This is a genomic window from Streptomyces sp. NPDC002076 (assembly GCF_053593835.1).
In genome coordinates this window covers 1-16,702 of sequence record NZ_JBSFDI010000033.1, presented here as the reverse complement: position 1 = coordinate 16,702, position 16,702 = coordinate 1, and the positions used below count along the sequence as shown (strand labels likewise).

Here is a 16,702-nt window from a genome sequence, read left to right as displayed (position 1 = left end):
CCGTCCATACCCAGGCTGATCCGGTCACATGCCAGACCGGTCTTCAGTGTCGGCAAACTACCGTCTGCCGACACTTCGGCCCGTGCTCACGAACCCGCAGGTGAGCAGTGTCGGTAACTCGCTTCGGAAATCAACGTCGGAGAACGGTTCTTCGGCTCGTTTCCGACAATGCTCATCGACCCCGATCGTCAGATCGACGGACTACTCCGCCACGGCGTCGACCGCGACAACATCCACGTCGACGTCGCCAGCGGCGCGAAGTCGTCCCGCCCGGAGCTCGACCTCGTCATGCAGCTGCTGCGCGAGGGCGACACCTTGAAGGTCACCCGGCTCGACCGGCTCTCCCGCTCCGTGCTGCACCTGGTGACGGGCGAGCGCGGCATCGGGCTGCACGTCATTGAGCAGGGCATCGACACCGCCACGATGGAGGGCCGCGCAATGTTCGGGTACGGAAGCTGAGCCCCGGACACAGCACGATTCTCAGGAGGCCGCGCCACCACCCGAACTCGCCCGTCCGCGATGCGCTGATCGGCCACCGGCAGGCCGTCTGCCAGGGCGAGAGTCCGCTGGATGCGCACATGCTGTTCCTGCTCGCCCTCGTGAAGGGCGCCCAGCTGAGCGGGGAGTTCGGCCTCAGCTGGAGCCGGCTGGGAAAGCTGGGCGTGGTCGACGGTGTGGGGCCGGCGGCTCATCTCCCCGAAGACCTGCGGGACACGAGTATCGTCCTCGGCGCCTTGTTGCCGCCTCGGGAGAACAGCGGATCGGGCCCCCGCGTAAGTGAGTACACGGGTGTAGCATCCCTTGCCGGTTGGAGTGGGCAGGTCATGCGCGGCTGGACCCGCGACCCGGCCCTGGCTGTGCACCGACCGCAAGCATCCTGGCTGGCGGACCAGTTGACGTCTAACCATGCGATGAGAGGCGGTCGAGCCACTCGCCCAGGAGGTGTTGTTCTGCGCCACTCAGTGCCGTCTGCTCGGGCAGCAGAGCGCGCAGGGTCCGGGCGGCATCGGCGGGGCCTGCGCCTTGCACGGCAGGCTGCTGGTGGGTGACGGCGGTGACCATCGATTCGCGCATGGCGGTGAGCAGAGCGGGGTCGCGCTCGTCCTCGGGCAGTGAGAGCCAGGTCAGCACGGCGCCGCGTGCGGTGGCGTGGATGAGGGCGGCCGCGAGTTTCTCGTCGACGCGTAGCCAGCCGCCGGCGGCCAGGCGGCGGATGCGCCCCATCAGGATCTGCATGCCGGCCTGGAAGGCGGCCGATGTCGTGCCGCGTTTGGGTTCGCCGTACATCAGCACGTACAGCGCGGGGTTGGCTAGTCCGAACTCGACGCTGAGGTCCCAGCCCGCGCGCAGGTCCTCTACCGGGTCCAGTTCCTCGCCTACCAGTTGCTTGGCCGCGAGGAAGGTGGCGTAGCCGTGGTCCGCCACCGCCTCGAGCAGGCCGTCCTTGTCGCCGAACAGGCGGTAGATCACCGGCGCCTGCACCCCGGCCGCCGCCGCCACCGCGCGGGTGGTGACCGCGTCGCGCCCTTCGCGCGCGAGCAAGTCCGCCGCGGCGTCGACCACCCGCTGCCGGACCGGCTCGCGAGCGGCCGCACCGACCTCCGACTCGGCGGCCGGTCGCACATGCCCACCAGGGCTTAACCCAAGGGCAGCAACGGCCCCCACAACCAGACGTACCGTCAGCCAGTCATCGCTCGAACAACTTGACAACGCCCCGGGCGCCCTTGCCCTGTGCCCCTGCCGGATCAGCCCGGCGCCACGAATCCCGACTCGTACGCCGCGATCACCGCCTGCGTCCGGTCCCGTGCGCCCAGTTTCGCCAGGACGGCGCTCACGTGCGACTTCACGGTCTCGGTGCCGACGACGAGGCGGGCGGCGATCTCCGCGTTGGACATCCCGCGCGCCATCAGCCGCAGTACCTCGGCCTCCCGCTCGGTCAGCCGGGCCCGTTCCAGCACCGCGCGCGCCGCCCGGTTCCCGCCCCCGTCGGCGTACTGCGCGGCCAGCTGCCGCACGGAGGCCGGGAACAGAAGCGACTCGCCCTCGGCGACCAGCCGCACGGCGTGCACGATCTCGGCGGGCCGGGCCCGCTTGAGCAGGAACCCGTCGGCGCCCGCGCGCAGTGCCTCGTACACGTACTCGTCGTTCTCGAACGTCGTCACCACGAGGATCTTCGGCGGCTCGTCGACGGTCTTCAGCACCGCGCGCGTCGCCTCGATCCCGTCCAGGAGCGGCATGCGGACGTCCATGGCGACGACGTCCGGCCGCAGCTGCCGCACCAGCGGGATCACCGCGGCTCCGTCGGCCGCCTCCCCGACCACCTCGATGTCGGGCTGCGCTTCCAGGACGGCCCGCAGACCGGCGCGTACGAGAGGTTCGTCGTCGACTAGGAGAACGGTGACCGGCATCCGGTAAGCGTAGATCAGCGCAGCGGCAGCTCGGCGTGCACCTGCCAGTCGCCCTCGTGCGGACCGGTGTGCGCCCGCCCGCCGAGCAGGGCCGCCCGCTCGCGTATGCCGCGCAGGCCGCTGCCCCGGCCCGGGCCGGGTGTGGCCGCGTTCAGCGGATTGCGCACCTCCAGGTCGAGGCTGCCCCCGCCGACCGTGACGCGGACCCGGACGGGCACCGCGCCCGCGTGCCGCAACACGTTCGTCAGCGCCTCCTGGAGGATGCGGTACCCCTCGCGGGACACCGGACCCGGCACCGTCTCCAACGCTCCGGTCACCTCGGCGTCGACCTTCGCGCCGGACGCGCGCGCGGACTCCAGCAGCCGATCGGCCTCGGCCAGCGTCGGCCTGCTGCTCACCGGCCGCTCCGACTCGCGCAGGATGCCGAGCACCCGCTCCAGGTCCTCCAGGGCCGCGCGGCCGGTCTCCTCGATGGCGTCCAGGGCCCGGTCGGTGAACTCCGGATCGCCGGCCGCGCGCGCCGCGCCGGCCTGGACCACCGCGACCGTCAGGGCGTGCCCGATCGAGTCGTGCAGCTCGCGCGCGATGCGGTTGCGCTCCAGGAGCTGCTCCGTGCGCTCTTCCATGGCAGCCAGCCGCTCCGCGGCCGATGGGCCGAGCAGCTGCCTGGCGACGGCGGTGACCAGCTCGCCCAGGCCGACGACGACGGCGTAGAGCGCGACCAGGGGGAGCGGGATCAGGAGGGCGTACGCCCAGTGGGGCTGCGCCTCCCCCAGGACCGGGATCTCGGCGGGCACGTGTCCGAAGGCGATCCGGCCCAGCTCAAAGGCGATCAGCGGCAGCCACACGCAGGCGAACGTGGCCGGCACTCCGAGGGCCATGCGCACCTCCAGCCACAGCATGGTGCGCCCCCGGTCCCGCCAGGTCGCCGACGGAGCCACGGAGATCCCCGACTCCGGTTCGCCCGGCGTGAGCAGCAGCCGCGCCTGTACGCCCTCGCCCATCCGCACCGCCGGGATCAGACCCACGGGAAGCAGAAGGAGCGCGGGCACCCACGGCCTCGACATGTCGATGAACAGCCACACGCTGACGATCAGCATCGGCACCCACAGGTGCAGCAAGCGCGTGTACGTCGTCCCCCGGAGCAGCGGACGGAGGAAGCGGGCCATTCCGACATCGTCCATTCCGTCATCGTGACAGGCGCCACTGACAACGGACCTCCCCCGCGCGGGGGAGACGATCTCCACCAGCGGGGGAGGAGCCAACGACCTTGAACGGCCAGGCTGTTTCCATGACCAGCATCGACGTACGAGACCTCACCAAGGAGTACGGCACGCGACGGGCCGTGGACCACCTCACCTTCACCGTCCGCCCCGGCCGCGTCACCGGCTTCCTCGGCCCCAACGGCGCCGGAAAGTCCACCACCATGCGGCTTGTCCTCGGCCTGGACCGGCCCACATTCGGGACCGCCACGGTCGGCGGCCGCCCCTACGCCACGCTCACCGAACCCCTGCGCCATGTGGGCGCCCTGCTCGACGCGCAGGCCGCGCACGGTTCCCGCACCGGCCGCGACCATCTGCGGGCCCTGGCGACGAGCAACCGCATCCCGCTCCGCCGCGTCGACGAGGTGCTGGAGGAGGCGGGCCTCGCGCCGGCGGCGCGGCGCCGGGTAAAGACGTACTCCCTGGGCATGCGGCAACGGCTCGGCATCGCCGCCGCGCTCCTCGGCGACCCCGAGGTGGTCCTGCTCGACGAGCCCTCCAATGGCCTCGACCCCGAAGGCATCGTCTGGATCCGCGCGTTGCTGCGCCGACTGGCCGAGGAGGGCCGTACGGTCCTGGTCTCCAGCCATCTGATGAACGAGACCGCGTCCTTCGCCGACCATCTCGTCGTCCTCGGCCGCGGCCGCCTGCTGGCCGACACCCCGATGCGGGACTTCATCCACGCGCGCGTGCAGCCCCGCGTACGGATCCGCACGACCGACACCGACGCCCTCCGGAGCGCACTCGCCCGACACGGCCATGAAGCCGAGCAACACGAGGACGGGCACTGGACCGTGCCCCACGCGCGCGTGGACGACATCGGCCGCCTCGCGTCGGCAGCGGGCGTGCCGATCCTCGAACTGGCTGCGGAGGCGGGCACCTTGGAGGAGGCCTACCTCGATCTGACCGCGACCGAAGCCGAGTTCGCCGCACAGCCCCAGGAGGCCTGACCATGTCCTTCACGCCCGTGCTCCACTCCGAGTGGATCAAGATCCGTACGCTGCGGTCGCTGACCGGCGGCCTGGGCGCCGTCCTGCTCGCCACCACCGTCTTCTCCGCCCTCGCCTCGACGGACCCCGGCAGCAGCACCGGCGACCCCCTCTTCGCGGCATTCTTCGGCATCAGCTTCGGACAGGTCGCGGCGATAGCGTTCGGTGCGACGGCCGTCTCGTCGGACTTCCAGGGCGGGGCGCTGCGGGTCTCGCTGGCGGCGGTGCCGCGGCGCGGGCGGTGGTTCGCGGCCAAGGCGACGGCGATCGCGGCACCGGTCCTGGCGGTCGGACTGCTCACCGGGTTCGTAAGCCTGGCGGTGGGGGAGGCGGTGCTCGGGGCCGCCGGTGACGGGATCACCTGGGCCCAGGGGGTGCGGGGCGTCGTGGGCTGCGGGATCTACCTGACCTTGATGGCGCTGTTCGCCGCCGGGCTGAGTGCCGTGCTGCGCAGCGGAGTCGCCACCCTGAGTATCCTCGTACCGTTCCTCCTGATCGTGTCCTTCGTGATCGGCGACATGTCGGGCGGCGTCGCCGACTTTCTACCCGACCGCGCAGGCCAGGTGGTGCTCCACGGGAACCGGGAGGGGACGTTGGGGCCCTGGAGCGGGCTCGCCGTGACTGCGCTCTGGACGGCGGCGGCACTGGGCGCGGGAGCGTGGAGCGTCCGGCGCCGGGACGCATGACGGTGCGCCAACTGCCAGTGGCGACGGGTCTGCTTGACCTTGAGTATCGCGCAGCACATCGCCCTCATCGACGGGCGCCGTCACGTTGTTGGGTGTGTAACTGGCCGTTCTCTATGCGTTCGTGTGCTCGGTCTGGTTCGAACGGGGTCCTGGATCGGGTGAGTTGGCCGAGGTGTTCAGCTGTGCCCGCGCAGCCCTGACTCGCTCCAGAGCCTCCAGGACCTCACTGCGCACGGGGCTCTCCTACTGGGGACATTGCAGGACATCGGCACGGACTTCCTGGGTCGCCTCTCGCAAGTGGCCCAGGAGCTGGGAGAGGGCGATGAACGTCGACACGTGGGACACGGCGGTAGAGAGCCTTCAGGGCTTGCAGCGGTCCTGGGAGCTATGGGCAAGGGAGTACGAGCATGGCGACCGACTGGAAGACCCGGCTGAGACATCAAGTCGTCTGATGGGAGATGCATGGGGCGCGGTCCGTAGGGATCTCGAGCGGGTGGAGTTGTTGGGCCCGCAGCGGATCGACTTGGCGTTACGGGCGATGGAAGACGCCTTCCGCGAGATGCAGGACGTGACCACAACTCAAGCGCTGAGCGGCGCGACCTGCCCGCACTGGGACGAGTGGCACCCGGTGTTGGCCCGGGCGAACATGGCGCGGTTCAACTTCCATGCGGCGGCGATCCGGACGTTGCGGCAGCCGCCGACCCCGGAGGGGGAGAGTGCGGGCTTGGAGGAGTGGCCGCCGCACCGTTTGCGGCTGATGACACGGTTCTTACCGACACCCTGGCCAGGGCGAAAGCCTTCCCGACGACCCCGAGGACCCGATGCGCACGCCATGCACCAGATGTTCCCGAAGAAGACGAGGGTGGTGGTCCAGCTTCAGCTGGCGGAGGCGTGGGTCGGGAAAAGCATGCTGGCGGGGCATGGCTCAGCGGTCGGCTCCGGGTGGTCCGAGGGCGCCGACTCCGGTTGGGCGTCCGCGGAGTCCAGTCGGAGCATGGCCGTCTCGTCCGGGGTGCCGGGGGCTGCTTGGTAGACCACCATTCGCTGGCCGCCCGTCCGAGCGAGTTGCATGACCTCGTAGGTCAGGGTCATCGGTCCGACCTTCGGATGTCGGAAGGACTTCTGCCCGCCGCCGCGTTCGCAGACGTCGTACCGCTCCCACAGGCGCGCGAACTCGGGTGATTTCAGGACCAGTTCACCGACGAGTGCGGTCAGCTCGGGGTCGTCCGGGTCGGCTCCGGCGACCGCCCGCAGGTGCGCCACCGAGAGCGCGACCGTCTCCTCCCACGGCTGGTAGAGCGTCCGGCCGACCGGGTGGAGGAAGAGATAGCGGGTCAGGTTGCGCTGGTCCTGCGGCCAGTCCCAGAGTCCGGGCAGCAGTCGCCGACCGGGCGGGTTCGCGGCCAGTATGCGGTTGTAGCGGCTCACCACGTAGGCGGGGAGCGGACGTACCGACTCCAGCATCCGCAGCACCGAGTCGCGGACAGTGTGATCGGAGGAGGCGGGCAGCTCACCGAGTCGACCGGAGGCCAACTCCACGAGCTCGTGCAGGCGTTCGTAAGCATCGCCGCGCAGTCGCAGGGCGCGGCCGAGGGCGTCCACGACGGCGGGGGAGGGGTTGGTCTCCCGGCCGCGTTCCAGGCGGATGTAGTAGTCGACGCTCACTCCGGCCAGCGCGGCCAGCTCCTCCCTGCGCAGTCCGGGAGTACGGCGCAGTCCCGCGCCGGCCGGGAGGCCGACGTCCTCCGGGCGGACCTGCGCCCTGCGGGCCTTCAGATATCTGCCGAGCTCGGTACCCCGTGCGTCTGCTGCTGCCATTCCGCCCATTGTGGCAGCTGGACGGCGAACGTGGGGGGCCGTGTCAGGTCCTGGAACGCGGCACCCCGGGAACAGCCCGGTCTGCCAGGCGGCCGCGTGGGGGCGGAGAGTTGTGCCCACAGCGGGCGGCCTGGCCGTTGGGACCCAGGGGGTGCGAGGCACAGGACCGCGGCACCGGCAGGCTGGAACCGCCCGCTGACTCCCTCCGATTTTCAGTCGATTCCGCTCGCTCTATTGGAGTTCGTCATGCGGTCCACCCCTGTCCTTTCCCCGTCCGCGCCCACCGCGGCCGCCCACGGCCACGGTCAGCAGTCGTCGGCGCCCATGCTCTGGCGACGACAGCCGTACCGGTCCCGACCAGCCGCGCCGGCCGCCGACGCCCCTACCGTGCCGCGGCGCGGCGGCGTCGCGCTGGTCGCCTCGCTGCTCGGCTTCACGGTGATCACCATTGACGTCTCGGCCGTCAACATCGCCCTGCCCGCGATAGGAAAGTCCCTCAGCGGCGGGATGACCGGACTGCAGTGGGTGGTGGACGCGTACACCCTGATGTTCGCGGCGCTGATGATCTCCGCCGGCGCCCTCGCCGACCGTGCGGGCGCTCGCCGTGCCTACGCCTGGGGCGTGGCCCTGTTCACCCTCGCCTCCCTCGGCTGCGCACTGGCGCCGGGCATCGGCGTGCTGGTCGGCGCGCGTGTAGCGCAGGGCGGCGCCGCCGCGGTCGTGATGCCGGCCTCACTGGCGCTGATCCGGCAGGCCTACGAGGACGCCGGGGCGCGTGCCCGCGCCATCGCGCTGTGGACGGTCGGTGGTTCGGTGGCGATGGCCGTGGGTCCTGTGCTGGGCGGCCTGCTCACCGACTCGGCCGGATGGCGGGCGGTCTTCCTGCTCAACCTCCCCGTGGGCGCGGTGATCCTGGGCCTGCTGGTCCGGGTACCGCGCTCCGCGCGCCGGCCCGCCGCGGTGGACGGCGGCGGCCAGCTGACCGCCATACTGGCCCTGGCCGGGCTGGCCTTCGCGGTGATCGAGGGCGGCCACCTGGGCTGGACCAGCGGCCCCGTGCTGGCCGCCGCCGCCCTCGCCGTCGCCTCCGGGTGCGCCTTCCGCTTGGTGGAGGCCCGACACCGCCAGCCCATGGTCCCGCTGGGCATGCTGATGGACCGCCGGGTGGCCGTCCCGCTGGCGGTCGGTTTCGCCGTCAACGCGGCCTTCTACGGAGGCATCTTCCTCCTCGGGCTGTACTACCAGCAGCTGCGTGGAATGTCGGGGATCGCGGCCGGGCTGATGTTCGTCCCGATGTCGGCGGTGGTGACGGCGACCAACCTGGTCTCGCCGCGCCTGGCGGAACGGATCGGGCGGCGGCCGGTGATCGTCGCCGGCCAGCTGATCTTCACCGGTGCGATGCTGGCCATGCTGCCGATGGCCGCGCACACCCCGGTGTGGCTGGTGCTGGTCCTGCTGCTCCCGCTGAGCGTCGGCGGGGCGCTCGTGGTGCCCGCGCTGACCGCGCTGCTGATGGACGCCGTCCCGGGAGAGCGCGCGGGGACAGCGTCGGGGCTACTCAACTCGTTCCGCCAGACCGGCGGTGCGCTTGCCGTCGCCTTCTTCGGCAGCCTGCTCTCCGGCAGCGGGGGCTTCTCCCTCTCGGGCATGCGCATCGGCCTCCTCACCGTCGCAGCCCTCCTCCTCGCCACCGCCGTCCTTTCCCGACTCCTCCTGCCCCGTGGTTGACGCCCTACAGTCGGAACGTGGCGGAAACGAAACCGGCGTGGCTTCACCCGGATGGGCCGGGCGCCCAGGACGTGGTGCGGAAGCCGGGGGCGGTGCGGGCCACTCTGCCCCGGCGTATGTCCTGATGGTCCGCGTGGGGAGGCGGCCCAGAGAAGGAACTGGGCCGCCCTTGAGTGTTCTCGCCCGTCCTGTTGTCAGTCGTCGGCGCCGTGGGCCATGCCGACGTCCAGGACGATGCGGATGGTTTGGCCCTGGCCGGTGACGTCGGCGAGTTCGGCCTCGATGCGGTTGCAGGAGGTCGTCGCCAGGGCCCAGTCGCCTTCCAACGGGGTGGCGGCGGAGCGGCTGTTCCACAGCTCGATCAGCAGGGGGATGAGGGACCGTCCGGACAGGACCGTCTGGACGCGGCCCTCCTTGATGTCCTCCACCGCGGGCGGGGTGCGGAAGTGCCCGCGGTCGACGGCGAGCGCGGCGAGCCACTCCCAGGTGTCGCGGTGCGCGACGAGTTCGGCTGAGGCGACGCCGGCGGCCTTCAGCAGCAGGAGGCCGCGGGCGACGCGCGGGTCCTTGGGCCCAGTGCCGGAGGCCCGGAGAGGCGGTGCTGGCGGGCGGTTACTGCCCCAGTGGTTCTTGGCGCCGGCCCCCGCGCGGTAGGGACGCAGTCAGGTGGGGAACATCTGCTCGAGGGTAGGGAGGAGCACCGGCCCGCATGCCGTCGAGCCGGCCGAAAGCTGGCCGCTCGCCGTTCGCCAGGTCGGACCGCTCAGCCATGTCGACCAGCGCCCGGGCATGGTCAGCGCGGGTGATTCGGCTGGTCAGGTCCCGTCTCCGGTGAAGGCGTATCCGCCGATGGGTGATGGGTCCGGGTCGAAGTTCCCTGCAGGGCTCACGGCTGTCCACTGCAGGGCGGAGGCTTTGATCGTCTCCAGTGCAATACGGTGTCCCAGGGAGAACGGCCGGTACTCCTCCGGAAAGCCATCGATGTTGAGGGCCGGGACGGAGGCGTTGGGCAGCAACGAGGCGACGCTCACCCAGACCAGCCGGGTAACCGCCGCGTTCTGCAGGCCGGTCACCAAGCCGTTGGCCGCAGCCTGGAAGAGGTCTCTCGGGTCAGTCTCAGCGGGCGCCACGGCCGCGATGGTGACGTCGTGGCCGATACGGCCCGTGCCACTGCTTCCGGGTTGGTGATATCCGCATCCACGCTTCTTAATGACGTCACCTGGTGCCTACGTGCGGTCGCCTCGGCTACGGCGGTGCTGCCGGTCCTGCCGCCTGCTCCAAAGATCACGATCCTCGTCATACGCTCGACGCTAGTACTCCAGCCGTAGATCGTTATGTGCCTTGGCCTTGGGGTGTCTGCCGCTGGCGGAAACTCAGGTGGCCTCAGCGAACGATCTGGGTAGAGTCGGGCAATGCCCGAGCTGAAGCGGCTGCATGCCGACCACGCCCCGGCGGTCCTGGCCTTCGAGCTGGCGAATCGCACCTACTTCGCTGCCTCGATCTCCGACCGCGGCGACGACTTCTTCGACCAGTTCACGAACCGGTACAACGCCGCGCTGGCCGAGCAGGAGGCCAGCATCTGCGCCTTCTACGTGCTCGTCGCCGAGGACGGCTCGGTACTCGGCAGGTTCAACCTGTACGACTTGGAGGACGGCACTGCGAGACTCGGCTACCGGGTCGCGCAGCAGGTCGCCGGCCGCGGCGTGGCGACCGCGACCGTCCAGGAGCTTTGCCAGCTGGCGGCGGCGCGGCACGGGCTGCGCACACTACGGGCGGCCACCTCCCACGACAATGTTGCGTCCCAGAAGGTGTTGACCAAGGCCGGGTTCGTCCCGGTTGGCCCGGCCGCCCCCTCCGATCTCGGCGGCAAGTCAGGCACCTGGTACCAGCGCGACCTTCAGCCGTAGACCGTGACCTTGCTGCTGGACCGGCTGCAGGAAGGCTGCGGCCACCGCTGATCATCGGGGTGTGAAGACTAACGATCTTGCGGCGGCCGCAGGTCCCAGCGTAGACCCTGCCCGCTGGCAGCAAGCATTCGATGTCCTGATGAGCCGGATAGCGGTCCGATTCGCAGGAGTTGAACCCCGGCGCCGGGTGAGGGACTTGGTGCTGGGGCTTCTGACGGACTTGCCGCCAAAGAACTGCTGGAGCATCGCCGAGTGGGCCGGACAGGCCACGCCGGACGGCGTGCAGCATCTGCTCGGTCGGGCCAGGTGGGATGCCGATGACGTGCGCGACGACGTGTGCGCATACGTCCTGGAGCACCTGCACGACGAGGATGCGGTGCTGGTGGTCGATGAGACCGGGGACGTGACGAAGGGCACGCACACCGTGGGTGTCCAGCGCCAGTACACCGGCACCGCCGGGAGGATCGAAAACTCCCAGGTCGCCGTCTACCTCGTCTATGCGGGCCTGGGCGGGCACGCGGCGGTGGACCGGGAGCTGTACGTCCCGCGCTCGTGGACGTGCGATCCGCACCGCTGCCGGGCCGCGGGACTGGGCGAGGACACCGTCTTCGCAACCAAGCCCGAACTGGCCGCCCGCATGATCGGCCGGCTTTTCGACGCCGGGCACCGCGTGGGCTGGGTCGCAGGCGACGAGGTCTACGGCGGCAACCCGAAGCTGCGAACCGCGTGGGAAGAGCGCCAGGTCGGCTACGTGCTCGCCGTTGCCAGCTCACATGAAGTCACCACCAGCGCAAGGAAGTTCCGCACGGATGCCCTGACCGCGAAGGTGCCCAAGCGGGCCTGGCAGAAGCTGTCGGCCGGGGCCGGTGCCAAGGGCACCGACTCTATGACTGGGCCGTCATCGACCCGGCCGAACCCCGCCCGGGCAGCCGTCAGCTGCTGATCCGCCGCAACCGCACTACCGGTGAACTCGCCTACTCCCGCTGCTTCTCACCCGCCCCAGTGTCCCTGGCCTCCCTGGTCCGCGTCTCTGGATCAAGGTGGCGAGTGGAGGAGACCTTCCAATCCGGAAAGGGCCTGGCCGGACTCGACGAGCACCAGGTCCGCCGCTACATCTCCTGGTCCCGCTGGGTCACCCTGGCCATGCTCGCCCAGCCCCTTCTCGCCGTTGTCCGCGCCGACGAACGCGCCCGGCACCCCGCACCTGACGGGCTCATCCCGCTCACCTGCAACGAGATCCAGCGGCTATTCACGACGCTGGCCGTCCAGCCCGTGCACGACGCGGCCCACCGGCTCGCCTGGTCCGCCTGGCGCCGCCGCCACCAAGCCCGAGCCCAAGCTAGCCATTACCGCCGGCAAGCCGCGAATCAGTCATAAAGATCACGATCTACGGCTGGAGTACTAGGCGGGCCCCGGTTACCAATTGGGTACCTACACTTGGGTTCTGCGCCGGCTCGAGCCCGAGACGTTTGACGAACTGTGTCCCTCCTCGATGCTGCCGATCAGGATGCAGAACAAATGGGCGCCGTTGGTCATGCGCCTGCTCAGCGCGAGGGAGCCGTTCAGCGAGCTGCGCAGGGCGCTACCGAGGGCCAGCCCCAAAGAGCTCACCCAGGCACTTCGGTCACGTGACCGCGATGGATTCATCATCCATGACGCCGGTGCCCCCGCTACTGCCTCACTCCACTCGGGCAAAGCCTCCTCGGCGTCCTCCTGGACGTCTACGCCTGGCCCGCCGAACACTGGGGCGAACTCGTTGACGCCCGCGAGCGCGCGGGCAGGATGAGCCGTGTGAGTGGGGACACATACGGCGGGGACCGGATCGACTTCAGGAACGGCACGTTCCGGGGCGAGGCGATCGGGAAGAAGGTGGAGCATCATCACCATTACGGACCCATGCCTCACGTAGAGGACGCGCTCCCGCCGGCGGCGGTCGAGTTCACGGGGCGCGAGGACGAACTGGCCGCGCTGCTCGCGGCGTTAGCCCCCGACGGCGCACACAACGCCGCGGCGCCGGTCTTCGCGGTGGCCGGGCTGGGCGGCGTGGGCAAGACCGCGCTGGCCGTACGGGCCGCCCACACGGCACGCGAACGCGGCTGGTTCCCGGCCGGCGCCCTCTTCGTCGACTGCCACGGCTACGACGAGACGCCCGCGGGACCCGAGCAGCTCCTGGAGGCCCTGCTGCGCGCCCTGGGAGTGGCCGCCGCGCATGTGCCGAGCACGCTGGACGAGCGTGCCGGGCTCTACCGCTCGGTGCTCGCCGAGCGGGCCCGCACCGGCGGCCGTGTGCTGATCGTGGTGGACAACGCCTCGCATCCCGGGCAGGTCAGACCGCTGCTGCCCGGCCACCCTGCCCACCGGGTCCTCGTCACCTCGCGCGACACCATGCCGCAGCTCGGCGCCCATCTGCTCCACCTCGACATCCTCCGGCCCGAGGTGGCACGGGACGTCCTGTGCGTGGCCCTGCGCACCGCCGCCACCGGCGACCCACGCGTCCTGGACGACCCCGATGGGGCCGAGCGGCTGTGCGAGCTGTGCGGGCATCTGCCGCTGGCGCTGCAGATCGCGGGCGCGCTGCTCATCTCCGATCCGGGCAAGCCGGTGGCCGAACTGGTGGCGGAGCTGGCCGACTCCGCCACCGTCCTCGATCACCTGGACGACGGCGAGCGCGGTGTGCGGGCCGCCTTCGACCTGTCGTACCGCCGCCTCGGCCCGGACCCCGCACGCCTCTTCCGCCTCCTGGCGCTCGCACCGGGGTCGGAGACGAGCGATGAGGCGCTCACCGTGCTATCCGGCGCCGACACTCCGCCGCGGCGGGAGCTGAACGTCCTGGTGCGCGCCCATCTGGTCGGCCCCGGCAGTGTGCGGGGCTGCTGGAGCATGCACGACCTGGTCCGCGCCTACGCTCTGGACCAGGTGGCGCGGGAGGAGCTGCTGCGCGCGGAGGGCACGGCGGCGCGAGCCCGGCTGCTCGCGCACTACCAGCAGCGGACCGAGGCGGCCGACTGGTATGCGCAGAACCTTCCCGGCCGGGTCCCGTCCCCGGGGTTCGGCACCCGGGAGGAGGCGCTGAACTGGCTCGATCGCGAGCGCACCGGCCTCATCTCCGCCGCTCTGTGGGCTGCCAGCCCGGCCCATGCCCGGGCCGGGCTGGGACTGGCACTGGGCCTTTTTGGGTATCTCAACCGGCGGCGATACTTCGACGACGCCGTGTCCGTCTACCGGTGCGCGGCCGAGGCGGCGCTCGCGCTGTGCGACGGCTCCGCCGCAGGCAGGGCGTTGCGCTATCTCGGTCTCGCCCTGCGCAACAACCGCAGGCTCGAGGAGGCGATCGCGGCGCACACCCGCGCCTGCGGCATCCACCGGGAGCGCGGCGACCGGCTCGAGGAGGGGAAGGCCTGGGACATGCTGGGCGTCTCCCTGACCGAAGCGCGCCGGTTCGACGAGGCGATCGAGGCCCACGAACGCGCCCGTGAGCTGGCGCACGCGGTCGAGGACGCGCAGCTCGAGGCGTCGACCTGGAACAACCTCGGCCGCGCCCTGTTCAAGCTCGGCCGGTTCGACGAGTCGATCGTCGCCCTCTCCCGGGCCTGCGCGATGTTCCGTTCGGTCGGCGACCGGTCCCGCGAGGCCACCGCGCGGAACAACCTGGGGCGCGCCTTCCGCGAGACCGGGCGCCTGGAGGAGGCCCTGGCGGCGCACACCACCGCCCGTGCGGTCTTCGAGGAACTGGAGGAGCGCGAACGCCTCGCCACGTCGTGGAACGACTTCGGTGTCGCCCTTTCCGTGCTGGGCCGGTTCGACGAGGCCGTCGACGCCCATCGGATCGCGCTCCGGGAGCAGCGGGATCTCGACCATCGGCACGGTCAGGCGATCGCGGCCAACGACCTCGGCGTCACCCTCGGGCGTGCGGGCCGCCGAGAGGAGGCCGTCGAGGCGCATCTCCAGGCCCTGCGCCTCTACCGTGAGCTGGCCGACCGCTATGGCGAGAGCGAGACGCTGAAACTCCTCACCGCCGCCGGGTACCGAGAAGGGAAACCGCTCGGGGAAGCCGGCAACCGATGACGTCGCCGTTCCCGCGCGCCCGGCTGGCGAGGACGAGTTCGCTCGTCCTCCTCCAGCCGACCCCGCTGTGCAACCTCGACTGCCGCTACTGCTACCTGCCCGCCCGAGGTCTCGCCCGCGTCATGTCCGACGAGGTCGCCGACGCCGTCGCGCAGACCGTCGGCGCCTGGTCGGAACGCCACTCGGTCACCGTGCTGTGGCATGGCGGGGAGCCGCTCGCCACGGGCGTGCGCCGCCTAACAGCGCTGCTCGACCGGTTCCCTTCAGGCCGCGAGCATCCCGTACGACACGCCGTGCAGACCAATGCCACGCTCATCGACGAAGCGTGGTGCCGGCTGTTCCGCGAGCGGGGGATCGAGGTCTCCGTCAGTGTCGACGGTCCCGGCCCCGGCGGCAGCCGGGTAGACCGCGGCGGCCGGGACGCCACCGGCCGCGCGCTGCGCGGTATCGGGCTGCTCAAGGAGCACGGCATCGCGTTCGGCGCCATCGCCGTCGTGTCCGACCCGACCCCTCACAGGGCGGCCGAACTGCACCAGTGGTTCACCGACCTCGGCTGCCGCGTTCTGGGCGTGAACCTGGTGGAACGCAAGGGCCTGAACACCCGGGCCGTCCACGACGAAGAGAACCTCGCGGACTTCTGGGCCGCGCTGGCCGCGTGCGGGCGCGCTGACCCGCGCATGCGCCTGCGCGATGTGGAGCACGCCCGTCGGTACGTCAGGGCGGAGCTCGCCGGCACAGCAGGGCAGTGGGCAGGTGAGCCGGTCGATCCGCTGCCGATGGTCACCTGGGACGGGCAGGTCGTGCCCGTCGGACCGGACCTCGCAGGGTTCTCCTCCGCGCGCCACGGCCGCTTCACCGTCGGCGACGTGCGGGAGCACGGGCTCGCGGGCTGCCTGGCGCGGGCCGAAGACACCCCCTGGGTCGCCGAGGCCCTCGCCGGAATCGACGCCTGTCGCGCCGTATGCGATCTGTTCGCCTACTGCCGGGGCGGGCAGGCTGCCAACAAATACTTCGAGACCGGACGGCTGGACGTCACCGAGACCGTCTTCTGCCGCAACAGCAGGCAACTTCTGATGGAAGGACTGATGCGCGATGCGGAACGAACTGCCAGGGAAGACTACGGGCGTTGAGGCCCGGATACGCTCCTTGCGAGCGGAACTGCTCGCTGTGCCGGACGCCGACGCGGACCCGGTCTGCGCAGACTGCGGCGACGCCGTATGCACACACCCCGGCACCCTCTTCTCGGGCGGGACGGACATCCCCCAGGTGCGTGACTCCTGAATGTCGCGCGCCACCTCAGGCGCGGAAGGCGGCGTCCACATCACCGCGCCCATCAGGGTGGCGCCGCGCAGGGAGCAGCGGGCTGCTGGCATCGAGGCCTCGCGCGGCACTGGCCGGGTCGTCATCCCGTCGGTGTCGATGCCGGCTGCCGAACGGCAGGTTTCCGGCGCGGGCATCGGTCATCATCGGCGCCCGCGACGAGGACCAGCTTCGCCAGAACCTCGATGCCGTCGGCTGGACGCTCACGCCCGACCAGACGGCGAAACTCGATGCGGCGAGCGCCAGGACAGCGCCCTACCCGTACTTCCCATACCAGCGCGAGGAAGGCTTCGCCCGCCTCAACCCACCAGTTGTCGCGCCTCGGCCGGCTGCATGACATCGCCGTGAAGTAGGAGAAGCGGGCGTGTTGTTCACCGTTCACCGCATACTCGCGTCGGTCGTTGATCCTACGCCGGACCGATCTTCGGGCCTTGACCCCTGATCTTGGACACACGAGACACTGGATCCTGAGGATCTGAGAACGGACATCTCGTGGTCATGAAGAACTATCCGCCGGAG

14 protein-coding genes and 2 pseudogenes are annotated in these 16,702 nt (G+C 70.8%); 10 read left to right on the top strand and 6 right to left on the bottom strand.

What is annotated here, in order from left to right; all coding sequences use genetic code 11:
* Nucleotides 1-168: 168 nt before the first annotated feature.
* Complete coding sequence (locus ACWCQS_RS41570; protein WP_451009319.1) at nt 169-459, top strand: recombinase family protein; 291 nt, start codon at nt 169-171, stop codon at nt 457-459.
* A 441-nt stretch (nt 460-900) separates the two neighbouring features.
* Here the strand turns inward: ACWCQS_RS41570 and ACWCQS_RS41565 are convergent, their stop codons facing one another.
* From ACWCQS_RS41565 to ACWCQS_RS41555, 3 genes are all read right to left on the bottom strand, one after another.
* The gene (locus ACWCQS_RS41565) at nt 901-1,623 is read right to left on the bottom strand and encodes a TetR/AcrR family transcriptional regulator (protein WP_451009318.1); all 723 of its coding nucleotides are present in this window, start codon (nt 1,621-1,623) and stop codon (nt 901-903) included.
* Between the two features lie 122 nt (nt 1,624-1,745).
* Entirely contained in the window at nt 1,746-2,408 is a 663-nt protein-coding gene (locus ACWCQS_RS41560) for a response regulator transcription factor (RefSeq protein ID WP_451009317.1), read from the bottom strand.
* A 14-nt stretch (nt 2,409-2,422) separates the two neighbouring features.
* A complete protein-coding gene (locus ACWCQS_RS41555) occupies nt 2,423-3,577 on the bottom strand; it encodes a sensor histidine kinase (RefSeq protein WP_451009377.1) in 1,155 nt (384 codons plus the stop codon).
* Nucleotides 3,578-3,699: 122 nt separating this feature from the next.
* Here ACWCQS_RS41555 and ACWCQS_RS41550 point away from each other — a divergent pair, with 122 nt between their 5' ends.
* Together ACWCQS_RS41550 and ACWCQS_RS41545 are read left to right on the top strand one after the other, a co-directional pair.
* Nucleotides 3,700-4,620, top strand: a complete 921-nt coding sequence (locus ACWCQS_RS41550) for an ABC transporter ATP-binding protein (protein WP_451009316.1) — start codon at nt 3,700-3,702, stop codon at nt 4,618-4,620.
* A 2-nt stretch (nt 4,621-4,622) separates the two neighbouring features.
* Nucleotides 4,623-5,345 (top strand): ABC transporter permease subunit, encoded by a 723-nt coding sequence (locus ACWCQS_RS41545; RefSeq protein ID WP_451009315.1) that lies wholly within the window; start codon nt 4,623-4,625, stop codon nt 5,343-5,345.
* Nucleotides 5,346-6,221: 876 nt separating this feature from the next.
* Here the strand turns inward: ACWCQS_RS41545 and ACWCQS_RS41540 are convergent.
* The gene (locus ACWCQS_RS41540; protein WP_451009314.1) at nt 6,222-7,163 is read right to left on the bottom strand and encodes a helix-turn-helix domain-containing protein; all 942 of its coding nucleotides are present in this window, start codon (nt 7,161-7,163) and stop codon (nt 6,222-6,224) included.
* Nucleotides 7,164-7,487: 324 nt separating this feature from the next.
* Here ACWCQS_RS41540 and ACWCQS_RS41535 point away from each other — a divergent pair, with 324 nt between their 5' ends.
* Entirely contained in the window at nt 7,488-8,891 is a 1,404-nt protein-coding gene (locus tag ACWCQS_RS41535) for an MFS transporter (protein WP_451009376.1), read from the top strand.
* A 194-nt stretch (nt 8,892-9,085) separates the two neighbouring features.
* Here ACWCQS_RS41535 and ACWCQS_RS41530 read toward each other — a convergent pair whose 3' ends face one another.
* Entirely contained in the window at nt 9,086-9,319 is a 234-nt protein-coding gene (locus ACWCQS_RS41530) for a hypothetical protein (RefSeq protein ID WP_451009313.1), read from the bottom strand.
* A gap of 387 nt (nt 9,320-9,706) precedes the next feature.
* Nucleotides 9,707-10,048 (bottom strand): NAD(P)-dependent oxidoreductase, encoded by a 342-nt coding sequence (locus tag ACWCQS_RS41525; protein ID WP_451009375.1) that lies wholly within the window; start codon nt 10,046-10,048, stop codon nt 9,707-9,709.
* Nucleotides 10,049-10,303: 255 nt separating this feature from the next.
* On the opposite strand from ACWCQS_RS41525, the gene ACWCQS_RS41520 reads away from it, so the two are divergent.
* From ACWCQS_RS41520 to ACWCQS_RS41495, 6 genes and pseudogenes are all read left to right on the top strand, one after another.
* Nucleotides 10,304-10,798 carry a GNAT family N-acetyltransferase gene (locus ACWCQS_RS41520; protein ID WP_451009312.1) on the top strand — a complete coding sequence of 165 codons (495 nt, stop codon included), beginning with the start codon at nt 10,304-10,306 and terminating at the stop codon, nt 10,796-10,798.
* A 139-nt stretch (nt 10,799-10,937) separates the two neighbouring features.
* Nucleotides 10,938-12,175: pseudogene (locus ACWCQS_RS41515) on the top strand (IS701 family transposase).
* A gap of 115 nt (nt 12,176-12,290) precedes the next feature.
* Nucleotides 12,291-12,584, top strand: coding sequence for a winged helix-turn-helix transcriptional regulator (locus tag ACWCQS_RS41510; RefSeq protein ID WP_451009374.1), 294 nt, complete (start codon nt 12,291-12,293; stop codon nt 12,582-12,584).
* Between the two features lie 5 nt (nt 12,585-12,589).
* Complete coding sequence (locus tag ACWCQS_RS41505; protein ID WP_451009311.1) at nt 12,590-14,863, top strand: ATP-binding protein; 2,274 nt, start codon at nt 12,590-12,592, stop codon at nt 14,861-14,863.
* On the top strand, nt 14,860-15,993 hold the full coding sequence (gene amcB / locus ACWCQS_RS41500; protein ID WP_451009310.1) for a cyclophane-forming radical SAM peptide maturase AmcB: 1,134 nt from the start codon (nt 14,860-14,862) through the stop codon (nt 15,991-15,993). The genes ACWCQS_RS41505 and amcB overlap by 4 nt, the downstream gene beginning before the upstream one ends.
* Before the next feature lie 314 nt (nt 15,994-16,307).
* A pseudogene (locus ACWCQS_RS41495) lies at nt 16,308-16,520 on the top strand (aldo/keto reductase); the annotation flags it as partial.
* Nucleotides 16,521-16,702: the final 182 nt, after the last annotated feature.

What these genes read in the sequence shown, in the direction of transcription:
- ACWCQS_RS41560 (WP_451009317.1), bottom strand. Translation starts at nt 2,408, where the DNA reads ATGCCGGTCACCGTTCTCCTAGTCGACGACGAACCTCTCGTACGCGCC.
- ACWCQS_RS41540 (WP_451009314.1), bottom strand. Translation starts at nt 7,163, where the DNA reads ATGGCAGCAGCAGACGCACGGGGTACCGAGCTCGGCAGATATCTGAAG.
- amcB (WP_451009310.1), top strand. Translation starts at nt 14,860, where the DNA reads ATGACGTCGCCGTTCCCGCGCGCCCGGCTGGCGAGGACGAGTTCGCTC.
- ACWCQS_RS41545 (WP_451009315.1), top strand. Translation starts at nt 4,623, where the DNA reads ATGTCCTTCACGCCCGTGCTCCACTCCGAGTGGATCAAGATCCGTACG.
- ACWCQS_RS41555 (WP_451009377.1), bottom strand. Translation starts at nt 3,577, where the DNA reads ATGGCCCGCTTCCTCCGTCCGCTGCTCCGGGGGACGACGTACACGCGC.
- ACWCQS_RS41570 (WP_451009319.1), top strand. Translation starts at nt 169, where the DNA reads ATGCTCATCGACCCCGATCGTCAGATCGACGGACTACTCCGCCACGGC.
- ACWCQS_RS41550 (WP_451009316.1), top strand. Translation starts at nt 3,700, where the DNA reads ATGACCAGCATCGACGTACGAGACCTCACCAAGGAGTACGGCACGCGA.
- ACWCQS_RS41510 (WP_451009374.1), top strand. Translation starts at nt 12,291, where the DNA reads ATGCTGCCGATCAGGATGCAGAACAAATGGGCGCCGTTGGTCATGCGC.
- ACWCQS_RS41535 (WP_451009376.1), top strand. Translation starts at nt 7,488, where the DNA reads ATGCTCTGGCGACGACAGCCGTACCGGTCCCGACCAGCCGCGCCGGCC.
- ACWCQS_RS41520 (WP_451009312.1), top strand. Translation starts at nt 10,304, where the DNA reads ATGCCCGAGCTGAAGCGGCTGCATGCCGACCACGCCCCGGCGGTCCTG.